Annotated in this window: 24 protein-coding genes; 16 read left to right on the forward strand and 8 right to left on the reverse strand. The window is 62.2% G+C overall.

The window, feature by feature from the left end; translation table 11 throughout:
- Positions 1 to 24 precede the first annotated feature (24 nt).
- From H4I99_RS21205 to H4I99_RS21215, 3 genes are all read right to left on the reverse strand, one after another.
- The gene (locus H4I99_RS21205) at positions 25 to 477 is read right to left on the reverse strand and encodes a c-type cytochrome (protein WP_163901673.1); all 453 of its coding nucleotides are present in this window, start codon (positions 475 to 477) and stop codon (positions 25 to 27) included.
- A 162-nt stretch (positions 478 to 639) separates the two neighbouring features.
- The gene (locus H4I99_RS21210; protein WP_163901674.1) at positions 640 to 921 is read right to left on the reverse strand and encodes a cytochrome C oxidase subunit IV family protein; all 282 of its coding nucleotides are present in this window, start codon (positions 919 to 921) and stop codon (positions 640 to 642) included.
- Positions 922 to 925: 4 nt separating this feature from the next.
- Positions 926 to 1,492: a cytochrome c oxidase subunit 3 gene (locus H4I99_RS21215; protein ID WP_163901675.1), complete on the reverse strand. Its 567-nt coding sequence runs from the start codon at positions 1,490 to 1,492 to the stop codon at positions 926 to 928.
- 99 nt (positions 1,493 to 1,591) lie between these two features.
- On the opposite strand from H4I99_RS21215, the gene H4I99_RS21220 reads away from it, so the two are divergent.
- From H4I99_RS21220 to H4I99_RS21230, 3 genes are read left to right on the forward strand one after another with little or no spacing between them, the layout of a single operon-like run.
- Positions 1,592 to 1,747: a hypothetical protein gene (locus H4I99_RS21220; RefSeq protein WP_164490835.1), complete on the forward strand. Its 156-nt coding sequence runs from the start codon at positions 1,592 to 1,594 to the stop codon at positions 1,745 to 1,747.
- Between the two features lie 10 nt (positions 1,748 to 1,757).
- On the forward strand, positions 1,758 to 2,231 hold the full coding sequence (locus H4I99_RS21225) for a hemerythrin domain-containing protein (RefSeq protein ID WP_163901677.1): 474 nt from the start codon (positions 1,758 to 1,760) through the stop codon (positions 2,229 to 2,231).
- Entirely contained in the window at positions 2,228 to 2,911 is a 684-nt protein-coding gene (locus tag H4I99_RS21230) for an NnrU family protein (protein ID WP_163901679.1), read from the forward strand. Before H4I99_RS21225 ends, H4I99_RS21230 begins: the two co-directional genes overlap by 4 nt.
- Here H4I99_RS21230 and H4I99_RS21235 read toward each other — a convergent pair.
- Positions 2,908 to 3,498, reverse strand: coding sequence for a UbiX family flavin prenyltransferase (locus H4I99_RS21235; protein ID WP_163901681.1), 591 nt, complete (start codon positions 3,496 to 3,498; stop codon positions 2,908 to 2,910). The two genes, H4I99_RS21230 and H4I99_RS21235, sit on opposite strands and share 4 nt — an antisense overlap.
- Positions 3,495 to 5,003, reverse strand: a complete 1,509-nt coding sequence (locus H4I99_RS21240) for a UbiD family decarboxylase (protein ID WP_163901683.1) — start codon at positions 5,001 to 5,003, stop codon at positions 3,495 to 3,497. Before H4I99_RS21240 ends, H4I99_RS21235 begins: the two co-directional genes overlap by 4 nt.
- A 111-nt stretch (positions 5,004 to 5,114) precedes the next feature.
- Between H4I99_RS21240 and ubiT the strand changes: the two genes are divergently transcribed.
- From ubiT to H4I99_RS21300, 12 genes are all read left to right on the forward strand, one after another.
- Entirely contained in the window at positions 5,115 to 5,621 is a 507-nt protein-coding gene (ubiT, locus tag H4I99_RS21245; protein WP_163901685.1) for a ubiquinone anaerobic biosynthesis accessory factor UbiT, read from the forward strand.
- The gene (ubiU, locus tag H4I99_RS21250) at positions 5,612 to 6,589 is read left to right on the forward strand and encodes a ubiquinone anaerobic biosynthesis protein UbiU (RefSeq protein ID WP_163901687.1); all 978 of its coding nucleotides are present in this window, start codon (positions 5,612 to 5,614) and stop codon (positions 6,587 to 6,589) included. The genes ubiT and ubiU overlap by 10 nt, the downstream gene beginning before the upstream one ends.
- A gap of 2 nt (positions 6,590 to 6,591) precedes the next feature.
- Positions 6,592 to 7,530 (forward strand): ubiquinone anaerobic biosynthesis protein UbiV, encoded by a 939-nt coding sequence (gene ubiV / locus H4I99_RS21255; RefSeq protein ID WP_425314398.1) that lies wholly within the window; start codon positions 6,592 to 6,594, stop codon positions 7,528 to 7,530.
- 122 nt (positions 7,531 to 7,652) lie between these two features.
- Positions 7,653 to 8,804, forward strand: a complete 1,152-nt coding sequence (locus H4I99_RS21260; RefSeq protein ID WP_163901690.1) for an efflux RND transporter periplasmic adaptor subunit — start codon at positions 7,653 to 7,655, stop codon at positions 8,802 to 8,804.
- Entirely contained in the window at positions 8,801 to 9,883 is a 1,083-nt protein-coding gene (locus tag H4I99_RS21265; RefSeq protein WP_163901691.1) for an efflux RND transporter periplasmic adaptor subunit, read from the forward strand. The genes H4I99_RS21260 and H4I99_RS21265 overlap by 4 nt, the downstream gene beginning before the upstream one ends.
- Positions 9,880 to 12,951, forward strand: coding sequence for an efflux RND transporter permease subunit (locus H4I99_RS21270; RefSeq protein WP_163901692.1), 3,072 nt, complete (start codon positions 9,880 to 9,882; stop codon positions 12,949 to 12,951). The genes H4I99_RS21265 and H4I99_RS21270 overlap by 4 nt, the downstream gene beginning before the upstream one ends.
- A 4-nt stretch (positions 12,952 to 12,955) precedes the next feature.
- Positions 12,956 to 13,570 (forward strand): TetR/AcrR family transcriptional regulator, encoded by a 615-nt coding sequence (locus tag H4I99_RS21275; protein WP_163901693.1) that lies wholly within the window; start codon positions 12,956 to 12,958, stop codon positions 13,568 to 13,570.
- Positions 13,571 to 13,704: 134 nt separating this feature from the next.
- Complete coding sequence (locus H4I99_RS21280) at positions 13,705 to 15,315, forward strand: ABC transporter substrate-binding protein (RefSeq protein ID WP_163901694.1); 1,611 nt, start codon at positions 13,705 to 13,707, stop codon at positions 15,313 to 15,315.
- Between the two features lie 56 nt (positions 15,316 to 15,371).
- Positions 15,372 to 16,361 carry an ABC transporter permease gene (locus H4I99_RS21285; protein ID WP_163901695.1) on the forward strand — a complete coding sequence of 330 codons (990 nt, stop codon included), beginning with the start codon at positions 15,372 to 15,374 and terminating at the stop codon, positions 16,359 to 16,361.
- Positions 16,358 to 17,191, forward strand: a complete 834-nt coding sequence (locus tag H4I99_RS21290; protein ID WP_163901696.1) for an ABC transporter permease — start codon at positions 16,358 to 16,360, stop codon at positions 17,189 to 17,191. Before H4I99_RS21285 ends, H4I99_RS21290 begins: the two co-directional genes overlap by 4 nt.
- Positions 17,188 to 17,985 (forward strand): ATP-binding cassette domain-containing protein, encoded by a 798-nt coding sequence (locus tag H4I99_RS21295; protein ID WP_163901698.1) that lies wholly within the window; start codon positions 17,188 to 17,190, stop codon positions 17,983 to 17,985. Before H4I99_RS21290 ends, H4I99_RS21295 begins: the two co-directional genes overlap by 4 nt.
- Positions 17,982 to 18,782, forward strand: a complete 801-nt coding sequence (locus H4I99_RS21300) for an ABC transporter ATP-binding protein (protein WP_163901700.1) — start codon at positions 17,982 to 17,984, stop codon at positions 18,780 to 18,782. The genes H4I99_RS21295 and H4I99_RS21300 overlap by 4 nt, the downstream gene beginning before the upstream one ends.
- 16 nt (positions 18,783 to 18,798) lie before the next feature.
- Here the strand turns inward: H4I99_RS21300 and H4I99_RS21305 are convergent, their stop codons facing one another.
- Positions 18,799 to 19,647, reverse strand: a complete 849-nt coding sequence (locus H4I99_RS21305) for a sulfite exporter TauE/SafE family protein (protein WP_163901702.1) — start codon at positions 19,645 to 19,647, stop codon at positions 18,799 to 18,801.
- A 349-nt stretch (positions 19,648 to 19,996) separates the two neighbouring features.
- On the opposite strand from H4I99_RS21305, the gene H4I99_RS21310 reads away from it, so the two are divergent.
- Positions 19,997 to 21,040, forward strand: coding sequence for a GlxA family transcriptional regulator (locus tag H4I99_RS21310; protein WP_163905906.1), 1,044 nt, complete (start codon positions 19,997 to 19,999; stop codon positions 21,038 to 21,040).
- A gap of 57 nt (positions 21,041 to 21,097) precedes the next feature.
- Here the strand turns inward: H4I99_RS21310 and H4I99_RS21315 are convergent, their stop codons facing one another.
- Positions 21,098 to 21,880, reverse strand: a complete 783-nt coding sequence (locus tag H4I99_RS21315; RefSeq protein ID WP_163901704.1) for an ATP-binding cassette domain-containing protein — start codon at positions 21,878 to 21,880, stop codon at positions 21,098 to 21,100.
- A 15-nt stretch (positions 21,881 to 21,895) separates the two neighbouring features.
- Complete coding sequence (locus H4I99_RS21320) at positions 21,896 to 23,197, reverse strand: sugar ABC transporter permease (protein ID WP_244625224.1); 1,302 nt, start codon at positions 23,195 to 23,197, stop codon at positions 21,896 to 21,898.
- Positions 23,198 to 23,274 lie beyond the last annotated feature (77 nt).

The raw sequence follows: 23,274 nt of genomic DNA on the forward strand, positions 1-23,274 counted from the left end.
AGGTTCTCCTTGGATCGACGTTGCTCAGCCGGCGTCGTTCGGCGGCCAGTTCTGCGTCTTGATCCGGCTCGTCCATTCGAGGAAATCGGAAAGATCGTTGAGTTCCTGTTCCGTCAGGTTGAACTGCGGCATCTGCCGCCGTCCCTCAATGCCGGAGGGCTGGGCCGCCATCCATGATTTCAGCGTCTCGCGCGCGCCTTCGGGATCGCTGTCACCGCCCCAGCGCTTCCAGACATTGCCGAGTTCCGGCGCGAAATAGGCGCCTTCACCAAGCAGGGTGTGACAATTGATGCAGGAGTTCTTCTCCCAGACATGCTTGCCCCGGGCGACGCTGTCGGTCAGCGTCGTCTCGTCCGTGGACGTGGTGCGCATGTAGTAGTGACTGTGGGCCGTAAGCCCCACGAAGATTGTGAAGAAGAAGATGGACCCGCCGTAAAAGACATTGCGGGCCCCCGTCTTGGTCAGGCGCTCTGCCATCCCCTGGTCCTTTCTTTCGCCCGCGGTCAGAATCCGCCGGCCTGTTGAAATCCCCTCCCGCAACCCGCGCGATGATCAGGACGCGCAGGCTGCGGGACGCTCCCTTTCTAACGGCAGGGAGAAAGCCTTCTTTGCGCTTCTGCAAACAAGCGAGCGATCCGCTCAGGCACCGACGAAGAAGGCGAGCGCAGCCGACCGCGCGAACGCCGCGAGGAGGAAAAGAACCGGCCATGAAAGGAGCGCCAGGCGCATGCCGCCCCCCTGGGTGCGGAGCCCCATGAAATCCAGAATGACGAGACGCGTCTTGGCCACGGCGATCAGCAGGACGGCAGCGACCGGTACCAGAAGACCGCCGCTCAGAGCGGCGAGCGCGGCCCCGCCGGAAGCAAACACCATCAGAGTCGAGAAAGTACCGAACAGTTTTCCTTTGGAAGCATCGGTCATCGCATCAGGCCAGATAGAGAATGGGGAACATGACGATCCATACGAGATCGATCACATGCCAGAGCGTGGTGATCATCAGTACGTTCTGCCGTGCCGGCCGCCACGCGACGATAAGGAGGATGACCGATCCGAAGACGACATGCAGCAGATGGAAGCCCGTGATGAGGAAATAGATCTCGAAAAAGCCACTGAGCGCCTCTTCCCCTGCATGCCCGACCTCACCGGCATATTCGGCCAGCTTGACCGCCATGAAGGCGAAGCCAAGGAACGCTGCGATAACCAGCGAACGCCTGACTTCCACCGGGGGCGCGGTCCTGCGAGCGGCGAGCGCCGCCTGCCATCCGCTCGAGAGAAGAATGAGCGTATTGAGCGCCGCAAGGCCGGGATTGAGATAGTGCCGCGCCAGCGCGAAACGCTCCGGTTCCAGCAGGGACATCACGAGGAAACCGGCAAGAAGGATGCCGAAAGCAATGAGTTCGCTCCACACGAGTATCCAGAGGAGAAGTGTATCACCTTCCTCTTCGGCAACAGTCGAGACGGTCATGTTCTGTAATCTAGCACTTGCGTTCATGGCCTCTTCTAGCCGGCGACATCGCCGGTCTCTTTGAGCAAACACAAAGAAGCGTGCGGTTGGCGGGCATAGGCTGCAGCATCGAAGGAGATTTTGCTCATGACGGACGCACAGATCGGACTTGCCGTGGTGACACCTGTTATCGTCGGCTTTGCTATCACCCTGCACAGGATGGGCGTGCTTCAGCGCGGCGGCACCATCTCGGCGGTGCTCGCCTCCGTCGCCATCGCCGCCATCCTGTTCGTCGGACAATGAGGAGGCGGAGATGACGTCCCGATCACCACTCAATGCACAGGATCTTGCCGCCCTCGGCAGGAACCACGATGCTTTGCTTACCCTTTGTCTCAAGCTCGAAGAGATTGCGGACTCGCTGCCTTTCGACATCAACGAGGACCTTTGCCGCGAGGTGGTGCAGTCGGCCACGCCGCTGCTCCGGCAGACGCAGCAACTGGAAGAACGGGTTCTTTTCCCCGATTTCGACCGAAGCGCCGGATCGTGTTTCGCCGCGATGATGATCGAGCGACTGAAGGGCGAGCACCGCTGCGACGGACTAGCGGCCGAAGAGATTTCCCTGACGCTGAAGGCGATGATCGAAGGTCGTTGCCGCCTGTCTTTCGAAACGGTAGGCTACATGCTTCGCGGCTTCTTCGAGTGCGTCCGCCGGCACGTCGCTGCCGAGAAGCTGATGATCGAGGCATTGTGCGTCGCCGAGGCGGAGGGGCGGGAGATCCTGATGTGAGCCAGCTTCTCATGGCGCTTGCCGCCTTTATGGCGCTGCATTCGATCCCGGCACTACCACCGGTTCGCGCCGGCGCGATAGCGCTCCTCGGACGCAGAACCTATCTCGGCCTCTACTCTCTCGTGTCGGTTGTCGTGCTCGCCTGGCTTTTCCATGCCGCGCTGAATACCGATTACATCGAACTCTGGACACCGGCCGGCTGGCAGGCAATGCTGACGCTTGTGTTTGCCCCGCTCGGCCTCCTTCTGGTGACAGCCGGCTTGCTCTCGACCAATCCCTTTTCGATCAGCTTTCGCCATGGCGATGAGCCCGGCGCAATCGTCGAGATCACGCGCCATCCTGTGCAATGGGGCTTCACGCTCTGGTCGCTTGGCCACCTCGTGGTCAATGGCGATCTCCGCTCGCTCGTCCTGTTCGGCGGCCTCGGCCTGTTCTCCGTGGCGGGGCTTTTCATGCTCGACCGGCGCGCCCGCCGGCGGATCGGCCCCGGCTGGCCGGCGCTTGCTGCGCGCTACCCGATGATGCCCCTTGCCGGCCTGTTGAAGGGTGAAGCCCGCCTTCGGGTAGATGCCCCGCTTGCCCTGTCTCTTGCGATCACGGCCGCCATCACGATCTGGCTGCTGACGGGCGGTCACGCCGCACTTTTCGGTGCAGACCCAATAATGGCGCTCTCGTATTAACTGCCCTGCTCTCCCCGCCATTCGACAGCAAGTGGCTCTTCCGTCAGTTTGAGAAGATCTATGGCGCGGGCAGCGATGTGATCGACGATATCGTCCAGCGTTTGCGGCCGGCGATAGAAGGCCGGCACCGGCGGCATCACGATTGCCCCCGTTTCCGTCACGGCGGTCATGTTGCGCAGATGGCCGAGATGCAGCGGCGTTTCCCTTGCTAGAAGGACAAGCGGACGCCGTTCCTTCAAATGCACATCGGCTGCCCGGACCAGCAGATTGTCGGAAAGCCCCGTTGCGATCCCCGCAAGGCTCTTCATCGAGCAGGGCGCAACGATCATGCCCGCGGTGCGGAATGATCCGCTGGCTATGGCGGCACCGATGTCATCGATTTTGTAATAGCGGTCCGCGAGCCCGACCAGCCGGCCGATGGCATCCGCGCCGAGTTCCTGGGTAAAGGCGCTGAACGCCGAACGCGTCACGACGAGATGCAGCTCGACACCGGCAAGCGCGGCAATCCGCTCGCCGATCCTCAGCGCAATCCCCGCCCCCGAAGCGCCGGACACTCCAAGCACCACCCGTTTGCTGGTGCCCGTCATGCCGGATCTCCAAGGCCGAGTTCGTGCCAGATGGCATCCACCTTCGCCCCGACCTCCGGCGTCATCTTCAGGACACGGCCCCATTCGCGATCGGTCTCCGGCCCGATCTTGATCGTCGCGTCGAGGCCGAGTTTCGCTCCAAGGCCTTGCTTCGGCGAGGCGAAATCGAGATAGTCGATCGGTGTGTCGTTGATCAGCACGGTATCCCTGCCCGCATCGAAACGGGTGGAAAGCGCCCAGACCACATCGTCCCAGTTTCGTACGTCGACATCCGGATCGACGGCGATGATGAGCTTCGTATAGCTGAACTGCGGCAGCATGGACCAAAGCCCCATCATCACCCGCCTCGCCTGCCCCGGATACCGCTTGTCGATCGACACCACGATGGCCCGATATGAACAGGCTTCCGGCGGCAGCCAGAGATCGGCGATTTCGGGAAACTGCTTCTTCACCAGCGGAATAAACAGCTCGGTCATCGCCTCGCCGAGCTTGGAAGGCTCGTCCGGCGGCCGGCCGGTATAGGTCGAGAGGTAGAAGGGGTTCTTCCGCATGGTGATCGCCGAAAGCGTCATCACCGGGAACCGCTCGACGGAATTGTAATAGCCCGTATGATCCCCGTAAGGCCCTTCCTCCGCCGTCTCAGAGACCGAAACGGTTCCCTCCAGCACAATCTCGGCATTGGCCGGAACGAGGAGCGGCTGGCTGACGGCCTTCGCCACCCGGCTTCGTCTTTTCTTCAGGACGCCGGCAAAGCCAAGCTCGCTCATACCTTCCGGAAGCGGCATCACCGCCGAAAGGATGGTGGCGGGATCACTGCCGATTACCACGGCAACAGGCATGTCCCGCCCAAGCTTCTGCCACTGGCGATGATGTTTCGCGCCGCCCCGATGGGCGAGCCAGCGCATGATGAGGCGGTCCCTGCCCAGCACCTGCATGCGGTAGATCCCGACATTCACGTCATTGGGATCATCGGGCGAACAGGTAATCACCAACGGCCAGCTGACGAGCGGTGCGGGCTCTCCGGGCCAGCACCACTGGATGGGCAACCGCCCGAGATCGAGATCATCGCCTTGCCAGACGACATCCTGGCATGCCGCGCGCGAGACACGGCGAACCCCGAGCGAAAGCGCCGAATGCACCAGCGGCAACTTGCCAAGCGCTTCCCGAAACGAGGCCGGCGGCCTTGGCTCCCGCAATTCCCCAAGAAGAGTGGCAAGGTCACCGATCCGGCCGCTGGCCAGACCGAACCCCCATTCGATGCGCTCACGCGTGCCGAAGAGATTGGCGAGCAGCGGCACGGGCACCACCTCGCCCGAAGCATTCACAGGCTTCTCGAAAAGCAGCGCAGGTCCCTCGGCCGCCAGCACGCGACGATGGATTTCCGTGATCTCATGCACCAGCGAGACAGGACGGGAAATCCGCGTGAGCCTCCCGGCTCGCTCGAGCGCGGCGGCGAAATGCTGGAGGCTGTCATAGCGGCGGGGCGGAGAAGGAGGGCTTGTCATCCCGAATGTGTGGCCCGGCAAAATCTCCCCGTCTTTGCGATAGCTCAAACCAGTTGCCCGTCACTGCGGCTAGCTTGCGATCCGATAGCTATCCCCGAGAGACCGAGGCCCATGAAATTTCCCGCAACGCTTGCAACGCCGCTCGACCTCATGCCGCTTCCGGTGATCGAACGAGCGACCGGGATGCTGTTCAGACGGATGCTGAAGGAACATCCGAAGCTATTCGAGCGACTGGGAGAGCACAAGGCGAAGCGCTTCGCCTTCCTGCCCGCCGACCTGCCTCTCACCTTCATCGTCGATCCGGCGGCACCCACCATAAAGGTGCAGCGCAAGTCATCGACCACTCACGCCGATGCATCAGTGGAAGGCCCGCTCTTCCTGCTGCTCGCCTTACTTGAAGGGCGCTGCGATGCCGATGCGCTGTTCTTTTCCCGCGATCTCGTGGTCACCGGCGACATGGAAGCGATGCTTGCCATGCGCAACGCGCTCGACGACTGCAACATAGACCTGCCGAGCGATCTATCCGCACTGGCCGGGCCTTTCGGACCGATCTTCAACCGTGTCGCCAGCGAAATCCGCCGCCGGGCGCTCACCGGGGAAAACAACGCATGGAACTGATCTGCCCCGCCGGCACGCCCGCCGCCTTCCGCGAAGCCGTGGATGCCGGCGCCGATGCCGTCTATTGCGGCTTTCGCGACGAAACCAATGCACGCAACTTCCCGGGCCTCAATTTCAGTCGCGAAGAACTGCGCGAGGCAATCGCCTACGCCCGGAAACGCGGCACCCAGATCTTTGTCGCCCTCAACACCTTCATGCGCGCCGGCGACGAGGAGATCTGGTACCGCGCCGCCGCCGATGCGGTCGCACTCGACGCCGATGCGCTGATCCTCGCCGATTTCGGCCTCATGGCCCATGTCGCGGAACGTTACCCAGAACAGCGGTTGCATGTCTCGGTGCAGGCGTCGGCATCGAATGCCGATGCGATCAACTTCCTCATCGATGCCTTCAATGCCAAGCGCGTGGTCCTGCCCAGAACACTGACGATCAGCGACATCGCCCGGATCGCAAGACAGATCCGCTGCGAAATCGAGGTCTTCGTGTTCGGCGGCCTCTGCGTCATGGCGGAGGGACGCTGTTCGCTATCCTCCTATGCGACGGGCAAATCGCCGAACATGAACGGCGTCTGTTCTCCCGCCAGCCATGTCCACTATCGCAACGAAGGCGACGACCTCGTCTCCGAACTCGGCGAATACACCATCAACCGCTTCCCGCGCGGCGAGGCAGCCGGTTATCCCACCCTCTGCAAGGGCCGTTTCGATATCGCCGAAACCCATGCCTATGCCTTCGAGGACCCGGTATCACTCGATGTCATGGGCGAGATCGAAGCCCTGAAGGCGGCCGGCGTCAGCGCGCTCAAAATCGAAGGGCGGCAGCGCGGCAAGGCCTATGTCGCAGAAGTCGTCTCGACGCTGAAGAAGGCGCTGGCCGCCGACCCGGCAAGCCGAACCGCGCTGCTTTCCCGCCTCAGCACCTTGAGCGAGGGCCAGAAGACCACGTCGGGCGCATACGAAAAGCGCTGGAGATGAGCATGCCCCATATAACTCCCTCACTAACCATGGGTCCCGTCTACTATCTCTGGGACGGCCCGAAGTGGCGCGATTTTCATTTTCGCATCGCCGATGAGGCGCCAGTGGATCGCGTGGTGATCGGCGAAACCGTCTGTTCGAAACGCCAGCATTTCATTGAGCCTCACATTGCCGAGGTCATCGAACGTCTGGAAGACGCGGGCAAAACGGTCATCCTTTCAACGCTCGCGCTGGTAACGCTGGAACGCGAAAGCCGTCACGTTCGGGATAGCATCGCCAACAGCGAGCATCCGGTCGAAGCAAACGATCTTTCCGCGCTCGGCCTGCTCAATGGCAAGCCCCATTCGATCGGTCCGCTGGTCAACGTCTACAATGCCGCGACCGCGAGGCTTCTCGGCGGACGCGGCGCAACGAGCATCTGCCTGCCGCCGGAACTGCCCTTTTCCTCGGTGAAAGCGATCGCGGAACAAACGCCCGATGTCGCACTGGAAGTCTTTGCCTTCGGTCGCATGCCGCTTGCGATTTCGGCGCGCTGCGCCCATGCCCGCGCGAAGGGTCATATCAAGGATAACTGCCAGTTTATTTGTGGCGATGATCCCGACGGCCTGCCGGTGAAAACCCTCGACCGCCAATCCTTCCTGGTGCTCAACGGCGTTCAGACCGTTTCCCACACCTGTCAGGCGCTGCTCGGCGAGCTGGCCGACTTGACGGCTGTAGGGATTTTCGGCTTCCGCCTCTCGCCACAGGATTGCGACATGGTAGCCGTCGCAAGTCTTTACCGGTCGGTTATCGATGGCGACATGGAAACCGATGAAGCGATCGAAAGACTACGTGCGATCTATCCATCGGCCCCGCTCTCCAACGGCTTTCATCATGCCCGCGAAGGTGCGGCATGGGTTGCCCGCGCAAGGGATACGGCCCACAGCGCCGCAGGGGCCTGATCCGAAATTCCGCTTGCTTTCCGGCTGGAAGAATTTAATCAACGCGCAATGATTAAATTCAACTTGCGCGGCCCCAGAAAAAGGGGCTGCATTCCAATACCGTCAACCGGAGCAGGAAACGGATGCTACCTTTCCCTCGTCGGCGCGCGCCAGCGCATCCGTGGTCCAGACAGCAGATCCTAATCGGCTGGCGGTATTGGCCCGCGCTCGTGGCGCTGGCGATACCGCTTGCGCTCTCCGGCTGCGGCGATGAAAAGGGCGAGACGCCCCACGCGGAAACCTTCGTCCGTACCATCATTGCGGAAAAGACCCCCTATGCGCGCACCATCACGCTGACAGGTGAAATCAGCGCACGCACGATGAGCGATCTTTCCTTTCGGGTTTCCGGCCGCATCATCGAGCGTAATGCCGATGTCGGAAGTCAGGTGAAAGCCGGCGACGTGCTGGCGCGGCTCGATGCCGAGGAACAGCAGGCCGACCTTGCTTCCGCCGAAGCGACGGTGCGCTCCGCGGAATCGCTGGTCGATCAACGTCAGGCAACCCTCCGACGCCAGCAGGAACTGCTGACCAAGGGTTTCACTACCCGCAGCGACTTCGATGCGGCTGACGCTGCCTACAACAGCGCTGTCAATTCTGCCGAGGGTGCCCGCGCCGCTCTCGCCAACACCAGGGAAGCGCTCGGTTACACACTGCTGAAAGCCGAGGCCGATGGCATCATCGTCGAGCGCAAGGCCGAAATCGGGCAGTTGACGCAGGCCGCGCAGACGGTTTTCCGCCTTGCCCATAACGGCCAGCGGGACGCCATCTTCCGCTTCTACGAAACGCCCTTCATCAATGCCGGCGCGCGTGTCTCCGATGAGATGAGCATTGCGCTGGTCAACGATCCCAAGGTGACGGCCATCGGCAAAATCCGCGAGATCTCGCCGACCGTCGATCCAGCGACCGGCACCGTGCGGGTGAAGGTCGGCCTTGCAGACACGCCCGAAGCGATGACCCTCGGCTCTGCCGTTACCGGCACGGGTACGTTGCAGCAGGTTGAGATCATCGTGCTTCCGTGGACGGCACTGGCGACGGAGGCCGGGGAGCCCGCCGTTTGGGTGCTCGATCCGAAGACCAATACCGTCGAGCGGCGCAGGATCCATATCTTCCTTTATGAAAAGGGCCGGATACTCGTGTCCGACGGGCTGGAACCCGGCACGATTGTGGTCAGCGAGGGCACCAAGCTCCTGCGCAACGGGCAAACTGTCACCGTTCTTCCGGAGGTAACCCAATGAGAGGCTTCATCCGAAGAACGGCCAACCTGATGCTCGCAACGCTCGCGCTTTCAGCCTGCGACAGCAGCGAGGACGCCGACAAGACTACACAGCCGAGGCCGGTGCTGACGGCTGTTGCGGAACTGAGACCTGCGCGCAGCGAAGAATATGCGGGAACGGTCGAACCGCAGATCAAGACGGACATCGGTTTCCGCATCATCGGCCGCCTCATTTCCCGCGATGTCGATGTCGGCGACACGGTTGCTCGCGGCGAACGCCTCGCCGCAATCGATCCGACGGCGCTGGAGCTTGCCGTTCGCTCGGCTTCCGCCGAGGTCGGAAGCGCGCTTGCCCAGCTCACCAACGCCCAGGCCGCCGCGGAACGCCAGCGCGCGCTTCTGACGACACAGGCCTCCAGCCAGGCCACGGTCGAAAGCGCCGATCAGGCCGCGATTGCCGCTGAAGCCACGGTAAGCCGCGCTCAGGCGGCACTGGCAAAGGCCGAGGAACAGCTTTCCTATGCCCAGGTTGAAGCAACCTTCGATGCTGTCGTGACGGCCACTGCTGCCGAAGTCGGACAGATCGTCGAACCCGGCGATGCCGTGGTGACGATCGCACGACCCGATCTCAGGGACGCGGTCGTCGATATTCCCGTCGATAGCGGCCCCATCGCGATCGGAACGAAGTTTCGGATCGCATTGCAGATGGACCCGAGCGCCGTCGTTGCAGGCAGCGTACGCGAAGTCGCTCCCGAGGCGGATGCGATCACGCGCACGCTGCGCGTTCGCATCGCGCTCATCGACCCGCCGCCATCCTTCCGTCTCGGCACGACGGTTCGTGCCACGCTGGAGCGTGACGCCACCCCGGCGCTGACACTTCCGGCCTCCGCCCTGCTCGAACAGGACGGCAAGGCCTATGTCTGGCTGATCGACGAAAAGGACAGCATCGCGGTCAAGCAGGAGATCGGGGTTGCCCATCGTGAGGACGGGATCTTCACGGTCGCCACCGGCCTGCAACCGGGCGCCCGCGTGGCAATTGCCGGCGTACACACGCTCGAGGATCGTCAGAAAGTTATTCTTCCGGAAGGAAACAAGCCATGAAGTCCTTCAACCTTTCGGATTGGGCCCTCAGGCATCGATCGCTTGTCTGGTACCTGATGATCATTTTCATGTTGGCCGGCGCGCTTTCTTTCGTGGAAATCGGTCGCGAGGAAGACCCCTCCTTCACCATCAAGACCATGACGATCTCGGCCCAATGGCCGGGCGCTTCTGTGTCCGACACCACGAAGCAGGTGACGGAGCGCATCGAACGCAAGCTGGAGGAACTCGACAGCCTCGACTACACCAAGTCGATCACTCGCCCCGGCTCCACCCTGATCTTCGTCGAGCTGAAACCGACCACCAAGGCCCGCAATGTGCCGCAGATCTGGCAGAAGGTCCGAAACATGATGGCCGACATCAAAGGGGAATTCCCCTCCGGTGTGCTCGGCCCGCAGTTCAACGACGATTTCGGCGACGTCTTCGGCAACGTCTACGCCTTCACCGCCGACGGGCTGAGCGAGCGGCAACTGCGCGATTATGTCGAGGAAGCCAGAACCCGAATCCTCGCGGTCGACAATATCGGCAAGGTCGATCTCGTCGGTGCACGCGATGAAGTCATCTTCCTCGAATTCTCGACCCGGCAGCTGGCATCCCTCGGCCTCGACCAGACGGCCGTGCTCTCAACCCTACAGGCCCAGAATGCGACGGCGCCTTCCGGCGTCATCCAGTCAGGCCCCGAGCGCATCAGCGTTCGCGTCGGCGGCCAGTTTTCCAGCGAGGAAAGCCTGAGGGAGGTCAATCTCCGCGTCAACGACCGCTTCTTCCGCCTGAGCGACATCGCCACCATCCGGCGTGGCTATACCGATCCGCCCGACAATCTCTTCCGCTTCAACGGCCAGCCGGCCATCGGACTTGCGATCGGTATGAAGCAGGGTGCCAACCTTCTCGAATTCGGCAAGGCGCTGAAGGCGGAAATGCGCGACATCGAGTCGAAGCTTCCTGTCGGTGTCGGCGTGCATCTTGTCTCCGACCAGCCGCAGGTGGTGGAGGAAGCCGTTTCCGGCTTTACGCAAGCGCTGTTCGAAGCGGTCGTGATCGTTTTGGTGGTCAGCTTCGTCTCCCTCGGCCTGCGCGCCGGCTTCGTGGTGGCGCTCTCGATCCCGCTGACGCTGGCGATTACCTTCCTCGTCATGTCGCTGCTCGAAATCTCGCTGCAGCGCATTTCACTCGGCGCGCTCATTATCGCCCTTGGCCTCCTAGTGGATGACGCGATGATCGCCGTAGAGATGATGGTGGCGCGCCTCGAACTTGGCGATCCCATGAAGAAGGCGGCAACCTATGTCTACACATCGACCGCCTTTCCGATGCTGACCGGCACCCTCGTCACCGTCGCTGGCTTCATCCCGATCGGCCTGAACAGCAGTGCGGCCGGCGAATTCACCTTCACCCTCTTCGTGGTGCTTGCCGTCTCGCTTCTCACCTCATGGATCGTGGCCGTTCTCTTCACGCCGTTGCTCGGCGCGACCATCCTGTCGGAAAAGCTGAAGAAGCACGAACACAAGAAGAGCCGTGCCGGCCGCATGTTCGAAAACTTCCTGCATCTGACAATGCGCTGGCGCTACGCGACGATCGCCACCACCATCGCCATCTTCGGCCTGTCGATCTATGGCATGCAGTTCGTCCAGCAGCAGTTCTTTCCGTCCTCCGACCGTGTGGAACTCATTGTCGACTGGTCTCTGCCGCAGAACGTCTCGATTGCCGAAACGAACGCCGAGATCGAGCGTTTCGAGAAGGAACAGCTTGCCGGCAATCCTGACGTGATACGTTATTCGAGTTATGTCGGCCAGGGATCGGTCCGCTTCGTTCTGGCCTTCGACGTGCAGCCGCCGGACCCGGCCTTCGGCCAGACGATCATCATCACCAAGGATCTGGAGGCCCGCGACCGGCTCAAGCGCCAGTTTCAGGACTATCTGAAGAAGACCTTCCCGGCGACAGACGCTTATGTGAAGCTGCTAGACATCGGTCCACCCGTCGGCCGGCCCGTCCAGTATCGCATCTCCAGCGAGGACATCGAGACCCTGAAGCTCAAGGCACAGGAACTGGCCGGCATCATGGCCCGCAACCCGCATGTCGGTGATGTGGTCTACGACTGGATGGAACCGGCCCGCGTGCTGCGCGTCGATGTGCTTCAGGACAAGGCCCGCCTGCTCGGCGTCTCGTCCAAGGACATTGCGACAGTCCTCAACAGCGTCGTCGGCGGCACCACCGTCACCCAGATCAATGACGACGTCTATCTCGTGAACGTGGTGGCTCGCGCCAATCCGCAGGAGCGCAGTTCTATCGATACGCTGGAGGACCTGCAGCTCACCGGCTCCAATGGAAACTCGGTGCCCCTCGCCGCAGTCGCCAACTTCCGCTACGAGACCGAACAGCCGGTCATCTGGCGGCGCGACCGCATACCGACGATCTCGGTAAAGGCCGGCGTTCTCGACGCGACCCAGCCGGCGACCGTGGTCGAACAATTGACGGGCGACGTCGATGAATTCCGCAACACACTACCGCCGGGCTTCACGCTCGAAGTCGGTGGCACCGTGGAATCCAGCGCGGAAAGCCAGCAGCCGATTGCTGCCGTCGTGCCCTACATGCTGCTGACCATGGCGACCATCCTAATGGTCCAGCTGCAGAGCTTTTCGCGGCTCTTCCTGGTGTTCTCCGTCGCGCCACTCGCACTGATCGGCGTCGTCGCCGCCCTCCTGCCCAGCGGCGCGCCGATGGGTTTCGTGGCAATACTCGGTGTACTCGCGCTGATCGGCATCCTGATCCGCAACTCGGTCATCCTGGTGGTGCAGATCGAGGAATTGCGAGCTGAGGGCAAGGCGCCATGGGAGGCGGTGGTCGAAGCGACCCAGCATCGAACGCGGCCGATCCTGTTGACCGCCGCCGCCGCAAGCCTTGGCCTGATCCCCATCGCCCGCGAAGTGTTCTGGGGACCGATGGCCTATGCGATGATGGGCGGCATCATCGTCGGCACGTTGCTGACGCTGGTGTTCCTGCCGGCGCTCTACGTGGCCTGGTTCCGGCTGAAACCCGATACGCCAGCAACGCCGGTCGTTGCTGAGGCCGAGTAACAGTATGAAGGAACCGCGTCGCCGTGGCCGCCCGCCGCTGGGACAGGAGCCAAAGGCCGGCGCCATCCTTGAGAAGGCGACTTTCGCCTTCGCCGAATTCGGCTATGAAGGCACAAGTCTGCGCCTGATCGCGGAAAGAGCCGATGTGGACGTCGCCTATGTCGGTCGCCTCTACGGCTCCAAGCTGGGCTTGTGGAAAGCGACGATCGACGGCGTCGCCGAAGAACTCGTCGATCGCCTGCGAAATCTTCCGGAACCGGATGCCGAAGATGCCTTGCCCCGCGCCATCGCGGTGCTTTGCGATCTTCTCTGCGATCGTCCGGAACTCGCCATGTTCATGCTTAAGGAATTCGCCGACCGGGACGAGCGCTTCGAATATGCCTTCGAAAAAATCGGCTCTATGATGCGGGGCCTGTTCGTCGCCCGCATCCGGATCGCACAGGCACACGGCAAGGCTCCAGCCGGCGATCCGGACTTTCTGTTCTATGCCTTCGCCAGCGCCATGGCGATGACTGCCGCCACCCGCCCCTACCTTGCGCGCTTCACAGCGACGGCCCGGAAGGACGACAGCTACCGCGCCGAACTGCACCGGACACTTTCCAGCATCCTCCTCAGATGAACGACCTTTTCTTTCCCGGCGCAGTCCTTACAATGATTTGCCACGACCGCTGGGTGGACAAGATTTTCATAACTTCCGACGGTCGGCTTTCAGGCCGAATATGACGGTATCGCAATCCCACCTGGAAAAGATCAATGACCCATTCCGCCGTTTCCCGCCGTTTCCTGCTGAAGGGCGCCGGCTGGCTGCTCGCTTCCACCGCCCTGCCATCGTTTTCCTTTGCGCAAAGCGCTGCAGGCGGCGGGCGTTTGATCGTTGCAGCGGACTCCGAGCCGAAGAACCTCAACCCGGCAATCGTGGCATCGAACGGCGTCTTCTTCATCTCCAGTAAAGTCGTCGAACCTCTGGCCGAAGCCTCCTTCGAAGGTGAAGACGGCCTTTCGCCACGGCTCGCGCTCTCCTGGGAAGGTGCGGAAGATGGCTGCAGCATCACCTTCAAATTGCGTGAAGGCGTGAGATGGCATGATGGCAAGCCCTTCACTTCCGCCGACGTCGCCTTCTCTGCCCTGAACCTCTGGAAACCGCTGCAGAACCTCGGGCGCACCGTCTTCGCCAATCTCGATACCGTCGAGACCCCCGATGAGCTGACCGCCATCTTCCGCTTCTCGAAGCCCACACCGTTGCAGCTGATCCGCAACGCCCTGCCCGTCGTCAGCAGCGTCGTGCCGAAGCATCTCTACGAGGGAACCGATATCGCCGCGAACCCGGCGAACACCAGCCCCGTCGGCACCGGCCCCTTCCGATTTGCCGAGCACAAGCCGGGCGAATATTACCGGCTGGAACGCAATCCCGACTACTGGGATAAGGACGAACCGAAGCTCGACGAGGTGATCTATCGCGTGCTACCGGACCGCGCAGCAGCCGCCTCGGCTCTGGAAGCGGAAGAAATCCAGCTCGCCGCCTTCTCCGCCGTGCCGCTGGCAGACCTCGACCGCATCTCCAAGGTTCCCGGCATCAAGGTCATCACCAAGGGCTATGAAGCTCTTACCTATCAGCTCGTGGTGGAGATCAACCACCGCCGCAAGGAGCTTGCCGACCTCAAGGTGCGGCAGGCGATCGCCCATGCCATCGACCGCAAGTTCGTCGTAGACACCATCTTCCTCGGCTATGCCACGGCTTCCACCGGACCTGTTCCGAAGAACGCGCCGGAATTCTACGATCCGGATGTCCAGACCTATGATTTCGACGTCGCCAAGGCCAATGCCCTGCTGGACGAGGCGGGATACCCGCGTGGCGAAAACGGTACGCGTTTCTCGCTGAAGCTTCGGCCCGCCCCCTATTTCAACGAGACCCGGCAGTTCGGCGACTATCTCCGTCAGGCGCTTGCAGCCGTCGGCATCGACGCCGAACTCGTCAACGCCGACTCGGCCGCCCATCAGAAAGCCGTCTACACCGATCACGACTTCGATCTGGCGGTGGCGCCGCCGGTTTTCCGTGGAGACCCGGCGATCTCGACGACCATCCTCGTTCAATCCGGTATTCCGGCTGGCGTGCCCTTCTCCAATCAGGGCGGCTACGCCAGCGCCGAACTCGACGGCATCATCGCCAAAGCCGCGGAAACGGTGGATGCCGATGCCCGCACCGCGCTTTACCGGACGTTCCAGGAACGTGTCGCCTCCGACCTGCCGCTGATCAACGTTGCGGAATGGGGCTTCATCACAGTGGCGCGCGACACGGTTCTCAACGTCGCAAGCAATCCACGATGGGCGGTTTCCAACTGGGCCGATACCACGCTTCAATCCTGATGGTGCAGCGTGCTAGCTTGGCCCCTACCTATTGACCAACCAAGGCCAGCCTCGGCGTGAAGCGCGCAATCCGATTGATCAGAAGACGTGCGATTAGCAGCATTCCGGTGCTGTTGATTATCGTGTTCTTGACCTTTCTCCTGCTGGAGTCCGCTTCCGGCGATGCGGTTGACGCCTATCTCGTCTCGATCGGCGGCGGCGATCCCTCTCTCGTCCAATCCTTGAGGCAGAGCTACGGCCTCGACCAGTCGATGATGGCAAGGCTCTGGCTCTACCTGTCCTCGCTTGCCCGGCTCGACCTCGGCTGGTCGGTCGCCTTCGATCGGCCCGTGCTCGGCCTGCTCATCGAAAGGCTCCCTAACACCCTGCTGATGATGGGCAGCGCAACGGCATTTGCCTTCGGCCTCGGCACAACGCTCGGCATTCTCGCCGGCGCTCGACCCGGCAGCCTGCGCGACAGGCTGCTTTCCACCACATCGCTGATCCTCTATGCCATACCGGGCTTCTGGCTCGGCCTGATGCTCAGCATCCTGTTTTCCGTCCAGCTTCGCTGGCTGCCGGTATCCGGCATCGAGACCATTGCCTCGGGCCGTACCGGTCTCGCGCGCGCGGCCGACATTGCGGCACACCTCGCTCTCCCCGTCGCAACCCTCGCGCTGATCTATCTTGCTCTCTTCCTTCGCGTGATGCGCGCCGGCATGGCCGAGGTCTGGACGCTCGATTTCATTCTCTTCGCCCGCGCTCGTGGTCTATCACGGACACGGATCGTGCTGCGCCACGTTGCAAGAAATGCGCTGTTGCCACTCGTCACCATGCTGGGCCTGCGGTCCGCCGCCATGCTCGGCGGCAGTGTCGTGATCGAGAGCATATTCGCCATACCGGGTTTCGGAAGGCTGGCGCAGGAAGCCGTCAGCGGTCGCGACGCCCCCCTTCTGATGGGCATCATCCTCACCTCCGCCATTCTCGTGATCCTCATCAACCTCGTGATCGACATGCTCTATTCCTGGCTCGACCCGCGGGTCGGTGCTTCGGAGGCCGCATCTTGAGGCTCGCGAAAAAGTTGCTGGCCACGCCCGAAGGTGCGATCGGCCTTGCCCTGCTGCTCCTGCTTGCCATGATCGCCCTGCTGGCGCCGGTTCTCTCGCCCGGCGATCCGCTACGCATCGCCGGCCGGGCCCTTATCGCCCCCTTCACCGACCCCGCCCTTCCGCTTGGCACCGACCGGCTGGGCCGCGACGTGCTCGCAGGACTGCTGCATGGTGCGCGCACCTCGCTTGCCGTCGGACTGGCGGCCGCCGTCGCAGCCCTTGCGCTGGGACTGAGCGTCGGCATGACGGCGGGCTTTGCCGGCGGCCTCGTCGATGAAGCGCTGATGCGCGTCGTCGATGCCTTCCAGATCGTCCCCGGCTTCCTGCTGGCCCTCGCCTTCGTCAGCGTCATGGGCGGATCGATGCCAGTGGTGGTGCTTGCCATCGCACTCGGCGCATGGTCGGACCCGGCACGCCTGACACGCGCGCAGGTTCTGTCCGTGCGCGAGCAGGATTACGTCGCCTCCGCCCGCGTCATCGGCATGCACCCCGCCGAAATCGCATGTAAGGAAATACTGCCGAATATCCTGCCGCCGCTGCTTGCCCTTTCCGCCGTCATCGTCGCCGCGGCGATCCTGACGGAAGCAGCCCTTTCATTCCTCGGGTTGGGCGACCCGAACATGGTGACATGGGGATCGATGATTGCTGAGGGACGCAACGTGCTGCGTTCATCGCCCTGGCTTTCGGTCATTCCGGGGCTCGCTCTCGTCGTCACGGTGATCGCGGTTTATCTCGTCGGCGAAGGTCTCGACCGGACGCTGAAAGACCAGAAGGATAGCACGCGATGAATAGCATTCTTTGCGCTATCCGACAGCTTTCAGTCACTTACGGGAAGGACACCACACAGCCCGCCGCGCTTCGCGGCGTAAACCTCGACGTAATCGCAGGCGAACGTCTCGCCATCATCGGCGAAAGCGGTTCGGGAAAAAGCACGCTGGCCAGAGCCATTGCCGGATTGTTGCCGGAAGGATCGAGGGTAGAAGGCGGGATCGGCTGGCCCTCCGGAGGAGACCAACCGAAACCTGGTAGGGACATCGGCTTTATCTTTCAGGATCCAACAGCAAGCCTCGACCCCGTTCTCACCATCGGCGAGCAGATTGCCGAAGGCGCCTGCCGGCATCTCGGCATCGGCTGGAAGGAAGCGTTCACGCATGCGCTGGAGCTGCTGCACCGCGTCCGCATTCCCCATCCGGAAAAGGCGTTGAAGGCCTATCCGCACCAGTTTTCCGGCGGCCAGCGCCAGCGCATCGCAATTGCCGCGGCCATCTCCGCCCGCCCCTCCTTCCTGATCGCCGACGAGCCGACGAGCGCGCTCGACATGGTGGTGCAGGCCGAAATCGTATCGCTGCTCGACGAACTCGTCCGCGAAACCGGCATGACGCTGCTGTTCATCACCCATGATCTGGCGCTAGCTTCGGGCTTCGCCGATCGCGTCGCCATCTTCGAGGGTGGTCATTTGGTCGAGCAAGGGCCAACCGGCACTGTGCTCGCGGCCCCGCAGACCACCTATGCCAGAAGCCTGATCGCCAATCATCTCGATCTGTCCTCGCCGCCGCTCATAGGGAAGGCGTCTCCCCTATGACACTGCTGACCGTGGATAACCTGACCAAAAGTTACGTGGGCCATGGCCGTCATGTCACGGCCCTCGACGGCGTGTCGTTCACACTCGCCGAGGGACAGACGCTCGGCCTCGCTGGCGCTTCGGGCAGCGGGAAATCGACGCTCGCCCGCGTACTGCTACGGCTGCTTGCCACCGACGCCGGACAGGTGCACTTCGCCGGTGAGGATTGGCTGACGCTTTCCGGCTCCCGGCTCAGGCAGCGGCGTCGCGGAATGCAGATGGTCTTTCAGGATGTACTCGGCGCTTTCAACCCGCGCGCGACGGTCGGCTCCGTGCTCGACGATCCTCTGCGCATCCACGACATCGTCGCCCGGGCCGAACGGCCACGCGAGATCGCGGGCCTGCTCGACCGCGTCGGACTGCCGACATCTTATGCCGGGCGTTCGATCCGCGAGCTATCGGGCGGTCAGCGCCAACGCGTGGCAATCGCCCGCGCCATCGCCACGCGACCGTCGCTGATCGTTCTGGATGAAGCCGTTTCCGCACTGGATGCCTCGGTGAGACGCCGCATCCTCGAGCTTCTGGTCGAACTGCAGCAGGAACGCGGGATCGCCTATCTCTTCGTTTCCCATGACCTCGCCGTTCTCCAGGTCGTCTCGCACCGGATCGCGATCATGCATGAGGGCCGAATCGTGGAGACGGGAGCCACCAATGCTGTGATCGGCAATCCGCAATCGTCGGCGGCGAAGGCGCTCATCGCCGCCGTGCCTCGGCTAGTCACCGGAACGCCAACTGAACCGGACCCCAGCCATCCGTGAGGGAGGGCAAGCCTTTTCAAAGCGTCAGCAGGAAGCGGACACTGACTGCCAGCAGAAACAGGCCGAAGGCGATCTCCAGCTTGCGGCGGGAAAGCGCATGAGCAAGCGTCGCGCCGAATGAAGCGCACATCACGCTGGTCGGAATAAAAAGCGCGGCACCGATCAGCGAGACGAACCCGATCGAAAGGGGGAACTGCAGCGCCATGACATCGGGATAATCAGTAGCGCGACCCCAGCCGGCATACATGTAGCCGAGCGCACCCGGCACCGACACCAGCATGCCAACGCCGGCGGACGTGGCAACCGCCTGATGGATCGGCCGGCGGTAGAAGGTCAGGACCATGGTGGAAAGCTGTCCACCGCCAATACCCATCAGGGACGACAGCACGCCGATCACCACGCCATAGATCCTCATCGGCAGGCTGCCCGGCAGGTCGTCGCCAAGACGCCAGCTGTCCCGGCCGAACAACAGGCGTATCGCCGAAAAGCCGGCCACCACCACGAAGACGACCTTGAAGATTTCTGGTGAGGCATAGCGGGCAATGACGCTGCCGCCGAGTACGCCGGCGACGATCGGCACCGCCCATATGCGCAGCACCGAGAGATCGACCGCTCCCTTTCGCTTGTGGGTCATGAAGGAACGGAAGGAGGTCGGAATGATCACCGCAAGCGAGGTGCCGATACAGAGCTGCATGCGCACAGCCTCCGGCACCTCCAGAATGCGGAAAAGTTCGTAGAGGATCGGCACGATGACCGTGCCGCCGCCGACGCCGAACAGGCCGGCAAGCACTCCGGTAAGCGCCCCGGCCGCAAGCAGGGCGAGGATCAGAAGAAGAAGGTCGCCATAGGGCATGCCGAATATCATGGAACGCGTCTCGTCCGTCGTGCGTGAAGTCTGGTTACTACCGGATCAAACATGCGGTGACCGATCTGTCTCCGCAAAAGCCTGCCGTAAACGGACCGGACCATAGCGCCCGGAGAGAGTATGACAAGGTAACTTCCGGCGTGAACGGTTCGGTCGGTCCAGATTGGGCGAGGTTCGAGACAATGGGCAAGAAACGATTGAGCAGCGATCAGGAGCACCTTCGTTGACGCGATCGGAATTCCACAGACCATGCTTCAAAAATCACGGATGGCGCTTTTGATTGAAGGCAGTAAAATCGTCGGTCGCCGATATCCTCTTTTCTGTTCGGGAAAGCCTTGCTGATCGCATCATGACCAGTTCCGAGCCCATCAAGCCGCGCCAGCCCCTCAAGGTCGGCTTCATCCTAAGCAAGAGCTTCACGCTCAGCGCCTTTGCGCTGTTCGTCGATACGTTGCGGCTCGCCAGCGATGACGAGGATCGCTCGACGCGCAAGAATTGCGACTGGCAGATCCTCAGCGCCCACGGCCATTTCATCCGCTCGAGCTGCGGCGTGCAGATCGCACCGGGAACCGGGCTGCCGGCCCCGAAGGAATTCGACTATCTGGCCGTTGTCGGCGGCCTGTTGAATGTCGAGGACCCGATCGATGGGGAGATGGAGCGTTATCTGAAGCGCGCGATCACCGAAAAGGTAAAGGTCATAGGGGTCTGCACCGGAAGCTTCATTCTGGCACAGGCGGGGCTGATGAAGAACCGCACGGCATGCGTGAGCTGGCTGCACCATCACGATTATCTCGACCGGTTCCCCGACCACCGGCTCGTCAGCAACCAGCTTTACGTCGAGGATCGCGACATCATCACCTGCGCTGGTGGAAGCGCCGTGGCCGACCTCGCGGCCAGTCTGGTCCGCCGGCACATCGGGAATTCGGCAGAAAAGAATGCCCTTCAGATCCTGCAGATCGAGCGTCGGCGCGAAGGCCGCGAGATTCAGCCGCGCAACCCGCTTTCGACCGAGCACAAGGACTCCAAGATGCGGCTTGCGCTGATCTTCATGGAGAACAATCTCGACAAGCCGGTTTCGATGGACGATGTGGCGAAATCGATGAACCTTTCGCGCCGGCAGATGGAGCGGCTCTTCCATCGCCGGCTCAAGATGTCGCCCGGCGCGGTCTATGCGCGGCTGCGGATGCGGCGTGCCCGAAGCCTTGTGCTACAGACGTCGAAGCCATTGATCGACATTGCCATTGAAGTGGGCTTCGCCAACTCAAGCCATTTCGGCCGGCGTTTTCGCCAGACCTTCGGCTGCACGCCGAATGTGCTGAGATCCCGGCAGAAGGACAATGGCTTCGTGCATCTCGACGACGACCTCTTCGCCGGCATCGAGCAGACGCAGTAACACATCCGTATCCTGGAAGAGGAATGCTTCCGGCAGTCGCCCGCCGGAAGCCATTGATCAGCTGCGCATGGCGCCGGGGCCGGCAATCGCGCCGGGCGGGCACTTGCCCATGATGATCATCCCGAGCACTTCGTCCTTGGTCACATCCTCGGTGCGGGCATGCCCCACAACCTGGCCGTTCTTCATCACGAACACCCTGTCCGCCAGATCGAAGACGTCGTGGATATCGTGGCTGATGAGGAAGATCCCGATGCCTTCCGACTTCAGCTGCCGGATGAGATCGCCGACTTGCGCCGTTTCCTGAGGCCCAAGGGCTGCGGTCGGCTCATCCATGATCAGGATGCGGGCGTCGAACAGGATCGCCCGGGCAATCGCCACAGACTGCCGCTGACCACCGGACAAAGCCTTCACCGGTTCCTTGAAGCGCTTGAAGTTCGGGTTGAGCCGACCCATCACCTCGCGGGCCTTCGCCTCCATGGCGACGTCGTCGAGCGTGCCCCACGGCGTCTTGAGTTCGCGGCCAAGATAGAGATTGGCGGCGGCATCGACATTATCGGCAACCGCGAGCGTCTGGTAGATCGTCTCGATGCCATAAGCCTTCGCATCACGCGGATTGCGGATATCGGCCGATGTGCCGTTGATCAGGATATCGCCGCTATCACGCCGGTAGGCGCCGGAGAGGATCTTGATCAGCGTCGACTTGCCGGCACCGTTATGACCGAGAAGGGCCACGACTTCGCCGGGGTAAAGATCGACAGATGCCCTGTCGACGGCGTGAATACCGCCGAAGGAGATGGAAATGTCCTTCATTTCCACGAGGGGAGTGCGTTGCTCCGTCATGATGGAAACTCCTGATTACTTGGCGCGAGCGCGATAGACGGTGTCGAGCCAGACGGCGACAACAAGGACGACGCCGACGACGATGCGCTGGAAGGGTGTATCGATGCCGAGAAGCACCATGCCGGACTGCAGCGACTGCATGACCAGCGCCCCGAGGATTGCCCCCGCAACAGTGCCGGTGCCGCCGGCAAGGGACGTACCGCCGATGACGGCCGCGGCAATGGTATAGAGCTCGTCGAGCTCGCCCTGGGCGTTGGTCGCCGCGTTGAGGCGTGCGGTGGAGATCGCAGCCGCAATGGCGCAGAGAATACCCATGATCGCAAAGATGCGGACCGTAACCCAGCGGGTCTTGATACCGGCGAGTTCCGCCGCCTCGGGGTTGCCGCCGATGGCGAAGACATAGCGTCCGAACCGCAACCGGGTGGCGACGAAAGTCATGACAAGACCGACGCCAAGCGCGATCAGCACCGGAATGGCGATGCCATGGGAAATCAGCAGTCCGCCATCGGGCCACGCAATGCCGTTGGCATCGGCATAGCGACGAGCGATATTCGTCGGCCAGTAATAGCTGTTTGCCACCTGCACGGAACCGAGCACAATGAAGCAGCCCAGCGCAGAAAGGAAATACTCCGCCCAGAGCGGCCGCTGCGGGAAGCCGAAACGCTTGCGCTGACGACGCGAATGAATGATCCCGGCGACGATGCCGATGCAGGCGATGACGCCGACGATCCAGCTTGCGGTCCAGCCGATGGAGCCGTCCGTGCCACCACCCATCAAGCGGAAATTGGCGTCCATGGGCGCAACCGTCTGGCCGCTGGTAACGAACCACGTCGCGCCGCGCCAGACCAGCAAACCGCCAAGCGTAACGATGAAGGACGGCACATTGAGAAAGGCGATGATGGCGCCATGGAACATGCCGATCAGCGCGCCGACGACAATGCCGCCTGTAAGCGCAAGGATCCATGTGGCGGGATGGTCGAAACCCAGAATGCCTGGAAGCAGCTTGGCCTGCAACACGCCCATGATCATCCCGGTAAAGCCGAGTATGGAACCGACGGAAAGGTCGATGTTGCGCGTCACGATGACCAGCACCATGCCGGTCGCCATTACGGCCACCGAGGAGGTCTGCACCGAAAGGTTCCACAGATTGCGGGGTGTCAGGAATAATCCCCCGGTCAGAATTTCGAAGCCTATCCATATGATGAGAAGGGCTCCGACCATGCCGAGAAGGCGCGTGTCGATCTCGGTCGCACGGAAAAACGAAGCGATTGCCCCGCCGCTGGACGTTCCTGCATTCTTCGATGTTGTGGTCTGCATCGTGCCGGCCATTGCGTTGCCGCCCCTCCACTCTTCATTCACTGATGACAAGGTCTCTCGTCCCTTCGCCTATCGCG

This window comes from Paenirhizobium daejeonense (assembly GCF_014280875.1).
Classification (GTDB): domain Bacteria; phylum Pseudomonadota; class Alphaproteobacteria; order Rhizobiales; family Rhizobiaceae; genus Allorhizobium; species Allorhizobium daejeonense.

What these genes read in the sequence shown, in the direction of transcription:
- H4I99_RS21205 (WP_163901673.1), bottom strand. Translation starts at nt 477, where the DNA reads ATGGCAGAGCGCCTGACCAAGACGGGGGCCCGCAATGTCTTTTACGGC.
- H4I99_RS21210 (WP_163901674.1), bottom strand. Translation starts at nt 921, where the DNA reads ATGACCGATGCTTCCAAAGGAAAACTGTTCGGTACTTTCTCGACTCTG.
- H4I99_RS21215 (WP_163901675.1), bottom strand. Translation starts at nt 1,492, where the DNA reads ATGAACGCAAGTGCTAGATTACAGAACATGACCGTCTCGACTGTTGCC.
- H4I99_RS21220 (WP_164490835.1), top strand. Translation starts at nt 1,592, where the DNA reads ATGACGGACGCACAGATCGGACTTGCCGTGGTGACACCTGTTATCGTC.
- H4I99_RS21225 (WP_163901677.1), top strand. Translation starts at nt 1,758, where the DNA reads ATGACGTCCCGATCACCACTCAATGCACAGGATCTTGCCGCCCTCGGC.
- H4I99_RS21235 (WP_163901681.1), bottom strand. Translation starts at nt 3,498, where the DNA reads ATGACGGGCACCAGCAAACGGGTGGTGCTTGGAGTGTCCGGCGCTTCG.
- H4I99_RS21240 (WP_163901683.1), bottom strand. Translation starts at nt 5,003, where the DNA reads ATGACAAGCCCTCCTTCTCCGCCCCGCCGCTATGACAGCCTCCAGCAT.
- ubiT (WP_163901685.1), top strand. Translation starts at nt 5,115, where the DNA reads ATGAAATTTCCCGCAACGCTTGCAACGCCGCTCGACCTCATGCCGCTT.
- ubiU (WP_163901687.1), top strand. Translation starts at nt 5,612, where the DNA reads ATGGAACTGATCTGCCCCGCCGGCACGCCCGCCGCCTTCCGCGAAGCC.
- ubiV (WP_425314398.1), top strand. Translation starts at nt 6,592, where the DNA reads ATGCCCCATATAACTCCCTCACTAACCATGGGTCCCGTCTACTATCTC.
- H4I99_RS21260 (WP_163901690.1), top strand. Translation starts at nt 7,653, where the DNA reads ATGCTACCTTTCCCTCGTCGGCGCGCGCCAGCGCATCCGTGGTCCAGA.
- H4I99_RS21265 (WP_163901691.1), top strand. Translation starts at nt 8,801, where the DNA reads ATGAGAGGCTTCATCCGAAGAACGGCCAACCTGATGCTCGCAACGCTC.
- H4I99_RS21270 (WP_163901692.1), top strand. Translation starts at nt 9,880, where the DNA reads ATGAAGTCCTTCAACCTTTCGGATTGGGCCCTCAGGCATCGATCGCTT.
- H4I99_RS21275 (WP_163901693.1), top strand. Translation starts at nt 12,956, where the DNA reads ATGAAGGAACCGCGTCGCCGTGGCCGCCCGCCGCTGGGACAGGAGCCA.
- H4I99_RS21280 (WP_163901694.1), top strand. Translation starts at nt 13,705, where the DNA reads ATGACCCATTCCGCCGTTTCCCGCCGTTTCCTGCTGAAGGGCGCCGGC.
- H4I99_RS21295 (WP_163901698.1), top strand. Translation starts at nt 17,188, where the DNA reads ATGAATAGCATTCTTTGCGCTATCCGACAGCTTTCAGTCACTTACGGG.
- H4I99_RS21300 (WP_163901700.1), top strand. Translation starts at nt 17,982, where the DNA reads ATGACACTGCTGACCGTGGATAACCTGACCAAAAGTTACGTGGGCCAT.
- H4I99_RS21305 (WP_163901702.1), bottom strand. Translation starts at nt 19,647, where the DNA reads ATGATATTCGGCATGCCCTATGGCGACCTTCTTCTTCTGATCCTCGCC.
- H4I99_RS21310 (WP_163905906.1), top strand. Translation starts at nt 19,997, where the DNA reads ATGACCAGTTCCGAGCCCATCAAGCCGCGCCAGCCCCTCAAGGTCGGC.
- H4I99_RS21315 (WP_163901704.1), bottom strand. Translation starts at nt 21,880, where the DNA reads ATGACGGAGCAACGCACTCCCCTCGTGGAAATGAAGGACATTTCCATC.
- H4I99_RS21320 (WP_244625224.1), bottom strand. Translation starts at nt 23,197, where the DNA reads ATGCAGACCACAACATCGAAGAATGCAGGAACGTCCAGCGGCGGGGCA.